Below are 12,694 nucleotides of genomic sequence, written 5' to 3' on the forward strand. Positions count from 1 at the left end.
TGACATACGGTTGTCAGTGCCCTCGACAATGTCTGGGGCAGACATGTTATCCTTCGTCATCTTCGGCCCTCGCAGTCACCAGCTTCCTGTGGCTGTCGCCGCCCCCATTCTTCCTCCATCCCCCAGCCCCATGCCAGATCCCGCCCCTGCCCTCAAAGATTGGTTCGATCCAGCCCGCTACCGCCACATCGCCCAGGAGGTCGCCGCCATTCACCCTGGCTTTGATTCGAAAAAATTTCTCAAGCAGGCCCTCGTCGATCTCGACTCCCTCTCCCTCATGCAGCGACTCCGCCGCACCACGGAGAGTCTTCATGCCACCCTCCCGGCTGACTACCCCCGCACGCTGGAAATCCTTCGCCAGCTCGCCCCTCGTCTAGGCCACAGCTTCGTGAGCCTCGTTTTGCCTGACTACATCGCCCTCTACGGTCAGCGTCATTTCGATCTCTCCCTGGAAGCCCTCAAGTTTTTCACCCCCTTTGGCTCTTCGGAGTTCGCCATCCGTCACTTCCTGAAGAGTGATCTCTCGCGCACACTCGCCGTCATGGAAACGTGGTCGCGGGATGAGAACGATCACGTCCGCCGCCTGGCCAGCGAAGGCTGCCGCCCACGCCTCCCCTGGTCCTTCCGGCTGGAGCCCCTCATCGCCGATCCGACGCCCGTCCTCCCCATCCTGGAAAACCTCCGCACCGATCCCAGCCTCTACGTCCGCAAATCCGTCGCCAACCACCTCAACGATATCACCAAGGACCATCCGGACCTCGTGCTGGATCTGCTCCACACCTGGCCTCTCCAGGAAAACCCGCATACCGCCTGGATCGCCCGCCACGCCCTGCGCACTCTCATCAAAAAAGGAGATCCCCGTGCCCTCGCCCTCATCGGAGCCAGCGGCAAACCGGAGGTGAAAATCCATCACTTTGCCGCCAGCCCTGCAAACATTCAGTTAGGCCAAAAGCTCAGCCTGGAACTCCGCATCGAATCCCAGGCCACCACCCCGCAGCGCCTCGTGGTGGACTATGGCCTGCACTACGTGAAAAAGAACGGCAGTACCTCCGCCAAAGTCTTCAAATGGAAGGAGATCTCCCTCGCCCCCGGCGAATCCCTCACCCTCCGCCGGCAACAGACCATCCAGGACTTTACCACCCGCCTCCACCATCCCGGCCACCATGCAGTGGACCTCCAGATCAACGGCGAAACCCTGGCTCAAAGCGGCTTTGACCTGGTGAGGTAAGAGCTTTCGCCCGACACTCAAAGAACGGCTTGTTCACCACACACAAAAAAACACCCAGCCATCCGGAGATGACTGGGTGCTTTAAAGGTCAACTCAGGCTATTGCCAAAGCACTTTACTGAATTTGCAGATAGTCCAGCAGGACTTCGTCAATGATCCCGGTGGGTTCCAGACCGTTGTCTGCCTGGAAGTTCGCGATTGCCAAGCGGGACATCGGGCCGATGTCGCCGTCCAGGGGGCCATCGTAGTAGCCCAGGTTGGCCAGGGCTTCCTGCACGGAGTAGTCCAGGGAGCTGGTGGGCGAATACGTCAGGCTGACATAGCTGGCAGGGGCATAGTCACGGGAGCTGTAATAGGACACGCCGGGTGTCTCATAATAGTAGGACATGTTCGGCGGGCCGAAGTACCAGCCCAGACCACGCCAGCCCTGCCCGTGGCACAGGCGGTAGTGGCTGCGGGGATAGGACCGATAGGCCACATGACGGTCAATCCTCGCGAAGCGGGATGAGTCCGTGAAATGCCGATGATGAGCGGCTGCCACCACACCTGGGCGACGCCCTGGATAGGCCTTTTCATAAGGTGTCAGAGGGCGGGTGCTGGGCCGCACCGAAGGACGGGTCACCGAAGTTGGTGGCCGTTGCGAATCTGGCCGTGAAATGACCGAAGGGCGGCTGGGTGTGGGGCGGGTGACCACGGACGGACGGCTAGGGGTGGTAGGGCGGGTCACCGAAGGCCGCTCAGGACTTGGGCGGGTGGTGACGGATGGCCGCTGCGGGCTGCGCCCTGGATAGGCCTTTTCATAAGGGGTCTTGGGGCGCGTCACCGTGGCAGAGCGCTGAGGAGTAGTAACGCTGGGCCGAGTGACCGAAGGCGGACGCTGCACGCTCGGGCGGGTCACGGTCGGTGGCCGCTGAGGCGTGCTAGGGCGTGAAACGGAAGGACGTGCTGCCGGAGGCCGGCTGGCAGGAGGGGCCGCACGGGAAGGCGCAGGCCGGCTGGCAGGAGGGGCCGCACGGGAAGGCGCAGGGCGGCTGGAAGAGGAAGGACGCGCCGGGCTCGGAGCCCGGTCGCGACGTGAATCCTCAGGGGCGGCCATCGAAGCCATCGGCTGACCCACAACCAACGCGGCCAGCAGGGAAGCGACACCTGGGCCCCAATTCATAGAAAAAAGTTTCAGTTTCATCACTCTATCCGACGCACCAGTCGGCCCTCCTATTCAATTTTACTTCAATTTGCCTCTCACCCCTCCCCGATACCCATCGAGACAAACCTTTCAGCGCCTTCCGAGGTTTCCGCCGTTGGGCCTGTACTCCAGCCTTTTGCGTTGCAGCACATTCCAAAAAAGCAATCAAAGGTCCTGAGCGACTCTGGCTAAGCAACCGGGTACGCCGCAGCAGCATGATCTCTCAACACTCCGGCCACCCAAATCTTCGACGGTGCCCGTTACTCTGCAAATCGATCACGCAGGTGCTTGAGATGCCATTTGGCATCGGTGGGTTTGCCAGTGGCGTGGAGCATGATCTCGCCAGGGAGCGGTGTGCCGCCCTGAGAGTGCACTTTCTCGCGGAGCCAAGCTAGGAGGGGGGCGTAGTCGGCCTTGTCGAGAGCGGTGGCGATTTTCTTCTGCTTGCGGGCGGTGCCAAAGAGCTGGGCCGCATTCAAATTTCCCAGGGTGTAAGTCGCGAAGTAACCGAGGCCGCCCATGCTCCAATGGATGTCCTGAAGGCAGCCGTGGGCATCATCAGGCGGGACCATGCCGAACAAACTTTCGAACTCGGCATTCCAAGCGGCAGGAACGTCCTTAACGGCGAGTTCACCACTGATGATGCGTCGCTCGATGCTGAAGCGCAGAAGGATGTGGAGATCGTAAGTGGCCTGGTCCGCCTCGACGCGGATGAAGGAGTATTGGGCGCGGTTGATGGCGCGGAGGAAGGTCTCCAGTTTGATCTTTTTGAGGTGCGGGAAGATCTCCTGGGTGCGGGGCAGCCACTTTTCCCAGAAACTGCGGGATCGGCCAACGTGGTTTTCCCACAGGCGGCTCTGAGATTCGTGAATGCCGAGGGAACAGGCGCGACCAGAGGGCAGCCCAAAGTCATCCTGCGGCAGGCCCTGCTCGTACAGGCCATGACCAGCCTCATGCATAACTCCGAAGAGGGAGGAGGTGAAGTCCGCCTCATCATAGCGCGTGGTCAGGCGGATATCCGCAGGACCCAGAGTGGTGCAGAAAGGATGCGCTGTGGTGTCGATGCGGCCGGCCTCAAAATCAAAGCCCAGACTGGCGGCCACTTCGGCATTGAGGATCTGTTGTTTCTCAATCGGGTAATGACCACGCAAAAGGTTAGGCTTCACAGAAGCGCTCTTCTCCACGGCCTGACGGGCGATCTGGGTGAGTTCGGGCTTCAGCTTGGCGAAGAGGGAGGCCACCTCGGAGGTGCGGGCTCCACGCTCATAGGTTTCCAGCAGGGCATCGTAGGGCTCATCTGCATAACCCCAGAGGTCGGCCTTTTTGCGGGCCAGCGTGACGAGCTTTTGAAGGTGGGGAGCGAAAAGCTTGAAGTCGGATTTCTTTCGCGCCTCGGCCCAGGCGGCTTTGCCATGGGCGCAGATTTCACTTTCTTCGATGACGAGCTTCTGCGGCAGCTTCACGGCACGGTCGTAGTCGCGGCGCAATTCTCGCAGATTCGCGATGGCCTTAGGCTGACGGCGTTTTTCGGACTCGGCCTTTTCCAGCAGTTTGCGGAAAACGGTGCCCGTGGCCAGGGCATGGGCCTTGCCATTCAGGTAGGCCATCTGCCGGGCGCGATGGCCCAGGGACTTGGCGGGCATGTAGGTCTCCTGATCCCAGGAAAGGGTGGCCTCCGTGGAAGTGAGAAGGCTGACCTCTTGGACGAGGGATTGGAGCTGGTCGTAGGCGGTGAAAGGCATGAGAGTTATTTCAGCTTGGCGTGACGGTCCTTGGCCCAGGTGAGCCCTTGCTGGATGGTGTCATCCCCGGGAATGAGGGCGGCGAGTTTTTCCCAACGTTTCACGGCAAAACCGAAGGCGTTTTTGGCCTCCTCCTTTTTGCTGAGAGACTGGCTGGTGTGGCCGAGCACGCCATAGAGCTGGGCGAGCTGCACCTCCTGGGCTTTGCGTTGCGGGGAGAGACGTGCATCGGGCTCCTTGGAAAGAATGGCCTCCAGGGAGGTAACGGCCTGCTGGACGATGGGGAGGGCGGCGGCAGGCTTGCCGAGGTCGGACATCAGCTCCGCATATTCACCGCGCAGCTTGGCCTGGAGGAAGCCGAAGGAGAGGTTGTCCGGCTCATCCACCAGGATCTCATTCAGCAGTTCCATGGCGTCCTGCTTCTTTTTGATGGCGTCGTTGTTGTTGCCCTCGTCACGCTCGAGAAGGGAAAGACCACCATAGTTTTTGGCCAGCAGGTATTTCACCTCCGCCCACTCTGGGAGCAGGCGGTTCAGCTCCAGCAGGATGGGGATGGCCTGCTGGTGGGCCTCGCGGGCCTCCTTGGCACCGATGCTTTTGCCAATCAATTCGGCCAGCTCGGTGTAGGCATCGGCCAGCAGCAAGGCCTGCTCCTGATTGCGCGGCGAGGACCCCATGACGAGTTCCCCCATTTCGGTGACGGCATCAATGAGGGTGGTCAGGGCATCCTGCACACGGCCAGCATCCCGCTGGGCAAGGCCTTTGGCAAATTTGGAACGCGCGAGGAGGAAGCGTTCGTCGGGAATGGGTTCGGCGCCAAGCAGCTTGGGGTCGAGCACTTCCGGCACGTGAGCCAAGGCTTTTTCGGCTTCGATGAGGTCGCCACTTTCCTGCATGCGGAGGCCATACTCCATCCAGGCCCGGGCACATTCATTGCGGGCGAGGCGATTTTTTGAATCGGCAGCCAACCCTTCCGTGAGGCTGGTGGTGGCATCCCGCAGAAAGGCGAGGGAGGTAGCGCGGTCGCCCTTGCGGTTGGAGAGGTCCGAAAGCAGCAAGCTGTATTTGCCGAACCATTGATGAAACAATGGGAGCTTGGGATCGGACTTGCCATCCTTCAGCAGCAGGGCGGCCTGGTCGCGGGCTTTTTCCAGGTACACACGGGCCTGTTCATGGTCGCGCATGCGAAGGTGGATCTGGCCGATGTTGCCGTAGGCCCGCAGACGCTCCACCCCGAGGGCGGGATCTTTTTCCAGCATGGGTAGACCTGCCATGCAAAAGGCCAGGGCATCGCGCAACTGGCTTTTGGAAAACTCAGTGTCCAGTTCGTTGCTAGTGGGGGACTGAAGAAGCTGGGTGAGAAACTGATCCACCGCTGTCTGCGAGTGCTGGAGATTGGCATCCGCCGTTTTCTTTTGCTCGATGGATTTGTCCCGCTGACCGGTCAGGGTGGAAATCTTTTCTTCACGGGCCTGGATCTCCCGTTGCAAGACGACCTCATTTTCGCCGATGACGACCTCTGCCTTCTGCGCCCGACGCAAGGTGGTGAAAGCATAGATGGCGCACATCACCAAGGTGGCGAGCAAGCTGAGCGCGGTGACCTGCAGCATGCTCACCTTGAGCGCCTGACGCTTGCGCTCCAGGGTGGTCTGCTCGCGCGACTCTTCCAGGAGGTAGTCGGATTCGAGAATCTCGAATTCGCGCACCACTTCGCGCATGTCGGTCCAGCGCGCGGCGGGGTTCAGGTCCAGCGCCCGCTCGATGATGTTGCGGCGGCGTTCATCCCATTTGGACTGCGAGGCATCCGGCCAGACAATCTTTGGCTGCGAGCGGACGGCGGTGATGAGGGCCGCACTGTCGATCCCATAGGCGAGGCCGGAAGCGACCTTCTTTTGTACAAAGGCTACCTGCTCGGCCCAGGCCCGGGCTCCGCGGGGGAGCTGACCGGTGAGGAGGCGAAAGGCGAGAACGCCAAAGCTGTACACATCCCAACTGGCCCCATAACCATTGAAGACACCTTCGGGATTTTCAGCCTGCTCCGGGCAGAGATGTACAAAATGATCGGTGAGCTCCAGATGATGGATGCCGCCTACCCAGCCCTGGGCCATGTCGGTGAGGCGGATGCTTGCTTCAGCATCGTCCTCCAGCAGCACGTTGCAGGGGCGGAGATTGCCATGGGGGATACCGTGCTTGTGCAGCCAGGCGAGGGCATCCGAAAGCTGGTAGATGCAGTTCCAGGCCAGGTCTGGGTTTGGCTGGCTGCAAAGTGACTCCAGCGTGGGCGTCTGCCACAGGCGGCGGCCCTGGGCATCCTTCATCATCACGCCCACCAACGGCATGGCGGCGTAGTAGGGGCTGCGGTCGAAATTAAAATTCTCCACCGGCAGCACCCCGCGATGATGCGGCATCTGCTGCAGCGCACTCAGCGCCGTGGCCAGGGCCTTGCGGTTGATGGCCATGGAGGAGAAGACCTTCACCGCACAGGCTTTGCCACCACAGCTGGCCCGGTAAACAGCTCCGCAGCGCCCGCTGCCGATCAGATCCTGCAATTCATGTCCAGCGATATCCGGCAAACTCATGCAAGGCGTGCGGCAGGGGTTGTCATGATGATGGTAAAGGAAAACGCTGTATTCCGCGGTTAACTCAAATCCTGCAACGCGAGGGAGAAAGGGTCAAGCCGGGGCTTTGACTGTAAAACTTTGTTAAATGTTCAGCGAGAATGGCATGGGATCTTGCGTGAGCCCCTCCGGAAAGACAGAACCTGACCTGTACGTCCGTTGTTTTTGCCCATGTTTCGCTCCTTTATTTTCCTTGCTCTTGCCAGCGCAGCCGCTGCCCAGACTCCCGCCTTGGTGATCAAAGCCGTGACGGATCGCCCCCAAGCCCTCTACCAGACGGGAGAGACCGCCCGGTTTGACCTCACGGTGACCCAGGATGGCAAGCCGCTGGCCCAGGGGCAGATCCAGTGCTCACTCTCTAAAGATGGCGTGGAGCCGAGGCGCGAAGAGACCGTACAGATTAAAGATGGCAAGGCCACGCTGACTGGGACACTGGGCGAGCCGGGCTTCCTGCTGCTGCGTGCGAGCATCGCTGGCCAAAAAGATTTCGCCCAGGCCAGCGCCGGATTCAGCCCGCAGGAGATCAAACCGAGCCTGCCCGTGCCGGATGACTTTGATGCCTTTTGGGCAGCGCAAAAAGCTGCTCTCGCTCAAGTAGAAATGAAATCCACCCTCACCCCGGTGACCAGCACCCTGCCGAAGGTGGCTGTGTATGATGCGCAGATCACCTGCCTGGGCGCGCCTGTCTCCGGCTACTATGGCAAACCGAAGGATGCGAAGGCCAAGAGTTGCCCCGCGATCCTCTTTGTCCATGGCGCAGGCGTCGGTGGCTCCAGCCTGGGCGCGGTGGCCTGGTCAGAACGCGAAGGCGGCATGCTGTCCATGGACATCAATGCCCACGGCCTGCCCAATGGCAAACCGAAGGCCTTTTACGATGAGCAAGCCGCAGGCGCTCTGAAGGACTACCGCTTTCAGGGCCGGGATGATCGCGAAAAATGCTATTTCAAAGGCATGTTCCTGCGCGTCATCCGCGCGCTGGATTTCCTCACCGCGCAGCCGGAGTGGGATGGCAAGACGCTCATCGTCTATGGCAGCAGCCAGGGTGGTTTTCAGGCCTTTGCGGCGGCGGGGCTGGACCCACGAGTCACGTTTTTCTGCGCAGGTGTACCGGCAGGTTGTGATCACACCGGCATCGCCGCAGGCCGCATCAATGGCTGGCCCAAGCTGGTCACCATCACCGACGGCAAAGCCGTGGAAGCGGAGCTGCAAACGGCGCGTTACTTTGACAACGTCAACTTTGCCCTACGCGCCAAGTGCCAAGGAGCCGCCGTGACCGTCGGTTTCATCGACACCGTGTGCCCACCGAGCAGCGTCTATGCAGCCTACAATGTGCTGACGATGCCCAAGACCCTACACACCATGCCGCTGACGGGCCACAAGAGCAGCCCGGAAGCCAGTGCCTTCATGACCGAAGCGGCGCTGGCCCATGTGCGGGCCATGCGGCAAAAGTAAGGTCATTCGTCTCGGTTCAAGATGATGCGCGCGCCGCGCTGCCAGGTGAAGTAGCCCCACACCCAGTGCAGGAAAACAGCGGCGCGATTGCGCATGCCTACCAGGAACAGCAGGTGGACAAAGAGCCACATCAGCCAGGCGAAGAACCCACTGAAATTCATGCCTTTAAACATCGCCACCGCAGCCTTGCGCCCGATGGTGGCCATGCTGCCTTTGTCCCAATACGCATAAGGGATGCGGTCGCCTACTTTGATGACCTTGGCGATGTGCTGCCCCATTTGAATGGCTGCGGGGCAGACCCCAGGCACACGCACACCTTTGACATCGGTGAGGGCCACCAGATCCCCCGCCGCATAGACCTGCGGGTAGCCCGGCAGACTGAGATCTGGCTGCACCTGGATACGCCCACCGCGATCCAACGGCACGCCTGCAAGAGTTTTGGTGACTGGGCTGGCCTCCACGCCAGCGGCCCAGATGATGATGTCGGCCTCAATGCGCTGCTCACCGGCGATGACGTAACCTTTCCCCACTTCCTTGACCGGGCAATTGAGGTGCACGGTGACGCCGATCTCCTCCAGGTGCTCGCGGGTGTAGGTGATCAGGCTCTCCGAAAACATCGGCAGCAGCTTGGGTCCCGCCTCAATGAGGTGGACGTGCGCCTGGGTCGGATCAATGCGGCGGAAGTCCTCACGCAGCACCACTTTGGCCAACTCAGCCAAGGACCCCGACATCTCCACGCCTGTGGGTCCGCCACCCACGACGATCATGGTCAGCAGCCGCTTGGTTTCCGCCGGGTCATTGGTGGCTTCCGCTTTTTCAAAAGCCAGCAGCACCTTGCGGCGGATCTCCATGGCATCCTCCAGGCTCTTCAGGCCCAAGGTGAAAGGCTCCCACTCATTGCGACCAAAGAATCCCGTCTTGGCCCCGAGGGCAATAATGAGGTGATCATAGGCCAGCGTGTGGCCTTTCATGACCACCTTTTTATTCGGCAGGTCAATTTCCGTGACCTCATCCATGAGCGTCGTCACATTTTTATGCTCGGCCAAAATGGAGCGTAGCGGCTGGGCGATCTCCGTGGTGGAAAGCCCCGCGGTGGCCACCTGATAAAGCAGGGGTTGGAAAAGGTGGTGATTCCACCGGTCCACCAAGGTGACGTGGTAGCGCGGATCATTCAATTCCTTGGCGCAGGTCAGTCCAGCGAACCCCCCGCCGAGGATCACCACTTCTTCTGGACGCTTGGTATCAGTCGTAGGCGGGGGAGTCATGTTTTCCGATAGACGATGTTCAAGCTTTAAACAAGCACACAGCACGCCAGAACGATGTGCTGAAATGACCAGGATTCTCGTTCGTTTGCTCTCTTCCCATGAAATCGAAGCTCCTGCTTTTTTGCGCCTGCCTCCTGCACACCTACCTCAGCGCGGCGGAGAAACCGAACATCCTCTTTCTTTTTGCCGACGACCTCACCTACGATGCCATTCGCGCCTTTGAAAAAACGGACATTGAGACGCCGAACCTGGATCGCCTAGCACAAAGCGGCAAAGTCTTCACCCACGCTTATAACATGGGCTCCTGGAGCGGTGCCGTCTGCGTAGCCAGCCGCACCATGCTGAACACCGGCAAGCACGTGTGGCGTGCGCAAAAGGTGGCCCTGCCCCAGGCGCAGGTTGGAGGAAAACTGTGGCCGCAACTTATGGCCGCACGGGGTTACGAAACCCTCATGACAGGCAAATGGCACGTCGCCGTGCCAGCGGAAAAGTGCTTCGCCCGCACAGGCACCGTCCGCTCCGGCATGCCCAAAGATACGCCTGCCAGTTACCATCGCCCCATCGCTGGTCAGCACGATGCCTGGAGCCCGTCTGATGCGGACCTCGGTGGTTACTGGCAAGGCGGCAAACACTGGAGCGAGGTCACTGCGGATGACGCCATCGGTTTTTTCCAAAGCGGCCTCGGCAAGGCCAAGCCCTTCTTCATGTACGTGGCCTTCAACGCCCCGCATGATCCCCGCCAGTCCCCGGCCGAGTATGTGGCCAAGTATCCGCTGGACCGCATCCAGATTCCAGCCAGCTACCAGCCCGAGTACCCTTATCAAAAGCAGATGGGCTGCGGCCCCAGCCTACGGGATGAAAAACTGGCCCCCTTCCCCCGCACAGAGTTCGCCATCAAGACCCATCGTGCCGAATACTGCGCGCTCATCACTCACCTTGATGCCCAGATCGGCCGGGTGCTCGCCGCCCTGGAGGCCAGCGGCCAGGGCGACAACACCTGGATCTTCTTCACGGCGGACCATGGCCTCGCCGTGGGTAAGCATGGTTTGTTAGGCAAACAAAACATGTATGAGCACAGCCTGCGTGTCCCCTTTCTGGTGAAGGGGCCCGGCGTGAAGCCCGGCAAGATCAGCGCGCCCATCTACCTTCAGGACGTCATGGCGACCAGCCTGGACCTCGCCGGCGGCAAGCCTGACGAAGTCGAGTTCCAAAGCCTGCTGCCGCTGATCCGTGGCCAGTCCGCCCAGCCTACGGCCAGCCCGGTATATGGCGCCTACCTGGAACTCCAGCGCGCCATCCTGGCCGATGGTTGGAAACTCATCGCCTATCCTGAAGCCAAAAAGCTCCGCCTCTACCACGTTGCCGAAGATCCGGAAGAACTCCGCGACCTCGCCGCCCAACCCGACCAACAGACCCGTCTCAAAGATCTCTTCAAACAGCTGCTCACCCTCCAGCAAAAGATGGATGACCCCCTGGATCTGAAGCTCTCGTTTCCGGAGACGTGAGTTCGCGGGCCATCAAAGCAGTCTCAATCATTGTGCAATCCACGCTAAAAACTGAATTCCCGAATGGCGCAGGATTGCCGAGCCTCGTTCATTTTCAATTCTCTTTAAGTCTTTAGCACAGAGGGCGAAAAGACGTCCCTCGCCCCGCTTGCGGGGTTGCGAAGTCGCGAAGCGAAAGGGCCCGTGGTGAGGGGTGGTCGAGTGGTCTCGGGAATCGAAGAAAGCGTCGTTTTTTGGATGAGTGCACCTTTTGCGAACGCAACTTCCTGCGTGCTGCGACCACCCCCTCACCTTGGCCTCTCCCCCAATTCTTGGGGGAGAGGGAATGCGCTTTGGGAAGCTCTTGATGAGAGATCGAACAAGGTAAGAACCACCCAGAAATTCACACTGCACAAAAGGGCTAAATCATTTTTTAACCTCTCCATAACAAAATGTTCTCCAACAAAAAAGCCCTGCTTCCAGATCGGAGGCAGGGCGTTAAAGTTTGTTAGACTGGATTACTCAGCAGCGAGCGCATCCAGCAGGTACTTGGCAGGCTGGAAGTGCTCGATGAGGATTTCCTGCTGGCCGCCGCGATTCATGCGCACCTGCTTGATATCAAAGTTCGGCGTTTTGTGAGGCGCAAACAAGATGTCATCATGCGTGGCGTTCTGGTGGCGCTTGAACTGGGCGGGGGTGATGTGACCGCCGAGATGGTCGTCACGACCTGTGGCCAGGTGGCAGGTGCCGAGGACTTTTTCGTCCTGGATGTCGGCACCGGAAACGGGCAGCACTTGGGTGCCGAAACCGAGTTCACCGAGAACACCCGTCATCGGATCGTCCAGCAGCTTGGCATTGTGAGCGTCAATGGTGGCCTGGTCGCCAGCGATGAGCTCGCTCTTGATGATGCAGCCACCGGTGACGGTGAGCTTACCGAGGGTACCGTCTTCATACTTCATTGGGAAGAAGCCTTCCGCACCGGTCGGCACGAAATAGACTTCGCCAGCAGGCAGGTTAGCCACATCGGGGGCCGTTCCGCGACAGAGACCATGGCTCTTCTGCGCTTCCTGAGCGCTGAGTTCCAGTTTGGCCGTCAGCACCTCTCCTGTTTCGAGGGCGAAATCAATTTCCACCGAATCGGCCTGGGTCATGGCGAGACGCAGTTTTTCGGCGTCGCGGCTGACTTCATCGTAATCCACGGCCAGACCGGTATTCAAAATGATGTCGTTCAGACCGTGCAGCGTCGCACCGCGGAATCCATACTGCTTTGCAAAGGCAGTCAAAGGTGCCGTGGCGGAGAAGGTGGAGATGCAGAGAATGATGTCGTAGTTCGTGTAAATGTCCTTCTCCAGGCTCAGCGGATTGCCCGCCATGTCCACGCATTCATCAGGCAGGTCCAGATTGCTGCCAGTGGTCTGGGTGTAGGCGTAAATTTCACCGCCTTTCATGGCCAGTTCTTCCATGACGCCGTTTTGCAGCCCCAGGTAGAAGTGCTTGTGAGCATTGCGCTGGACGGCGCGGGCGGGGTTGTTCAAAAAGGCCATGTCCTTGGCCTCGGCCAGGTCAGGGAGATCAATGAGGATACAAATTTTACAGCCAAAAGTGGGCTGAAAAACGGTATGAAGAAGGCGATAGAGATCGAACTTCGGGAATTTGCGGCCGTTGGCCGTCGTTTGAACGGTGGGCATGGGAGCGTTCATCATAGAGAGGATGTGGTGTTTGG

8 protein-coding genes are annotated in these 12,694 nt (G+C 59.8%); 3 read left to right on the forward strand and 5 right to left on the reverse strand.

What is annotated here, in order from left to right; genetic code table 11:
* Positions 1-130: 130 nt before the first annotated feature.
* Positions 131-1,228, forward strand: coding sequence for a DNA alkylation repair protein (locus ABEB25_RS05550; RefSeq protein ID WP_345735626.1), 1,098 nt, complete (start codon positions 131-133; stop codon positions 1,226-1,228).
* A 114-nt stretch (positions 1,229-1,342) separates the two neighbouring features.
* Here the strand turns inward: ABEB25_RS05550 and ABEB25_RS05555 are convergent, their stop codons facing one another.
* From ABEB25_RS05555 to ABEB25_RS05565, 3 genes are all read right to left on the reverse strand, one after another.
* Positions 1,343-2,389: a peptidoglycan-binding domain-containing protein gene (locus ABEB25_RS05555; RefSeq protein WP_345735389.1), complete on the reverse strand. Its 1,047-nt coding sequence runs from the start codon at positions 2,387-2,389 to the stop codon at positions 1,343-1,345.
* Positions 2,390-2,670: 281 nt separating this feature from the next.
* Positions 2,671-4,152, reverse strand: coding sequence for a carboxypeptidase M32 (locus ABEB25_RS05560; protein WP_345735390.1), 1,482 nt, complete (start codon positions 4,150-4,152; stop codon positions 2,671-2,673).
* A 5-nt stretch (positions 4,153-4,157) separates the two neighbouring features.
* A complete protein-coding gene (locus ABEB25_RS05565) occupies positions 4,158-6,731 on the reverse strand; it encodes a protein kinase domain-containing protein (protein ID WP_345735391.1) in 2,574 nt (857 codons plus the stop codon).
* A gap of 210 nt (positions 6,732-6,941) precedes the next feature.
* Here ABEB25_RS05565 and ABEB25_RS05570 point away from each other — a divergent pair, with 210 nt between their 5' ends.
* A complete protein-coding gene (locus tag ABEB25_RS05570; protein WP_345735392.1) occupies positions 6,942-8,222 on the forward strand; it encodes an acetylxylan esterase in 1,281 nt (426 codons plus the stop codon).
* 2 nt (positions 8,223-8,224) lie between these two features.
* On the opposite strand, the gene ABEB25_RS05575 is transcribed toward ABEB25_RS05570, so the two are convergent.
* On the reverse strand, positions 8,225-9,487 hold the full coding sequence (locus ABEB25_RS05575) for an NAD(P)/FAD-dependent oxidoreductase (protein WP_345735393.1): 1,263 nt from the start codon (positions 9,485-9,487) through the stop codon (positions 8,225-8,227).
* A 98-nt stretch (positions 9,488-9,585) separates the two neighbouring features.
* Between ABEB25_RS05575 and ABEB25_RS05580 the strand changes: the two genes are divergently transcribed.
* Positions 9,586-10,992, forward strand: coding sequence for a sulfatase family protein (locus tag ABEB25_RS05580; RefSeq protein WP_345735394.1), 1,407 nt, complete (start codon positions 9,586-9,588; stop codon positions 10,990-10,992).
* Between the two features lie 497 nt (positions 10,993-11,489).
* On the opposite strand, the gene ABEB25_RS05585 is transcribed toward ABEB25_RS05580, so the two are convergent.
* The gene (locus ABEB25_RS05585) at positions 11,490-12,659 is read right to left on the reverse strand and encodes a M29 family metallopeptidase (RefSeq protein ID WP_345735395.1); all 1,170 of its coding nucleotides are present in this window, start codon (positions 12,657-12,659) and stop codon (positions 11,490-11,492) included.
* Positions 12,660-12,694 lie beyond the last annotated feature (35 nt).

It is taken from the genome of Prosthecobacter algae (assembly GCF_039542385.1).
GTDB classification, from domain to species: Bacteria; Verrucomicrobiota; Verrucomicrobiia; order Verrucomicrobiales; family Verrucomicrobiaceae; genus Prosthecobacter; species Prosthecobacter algae.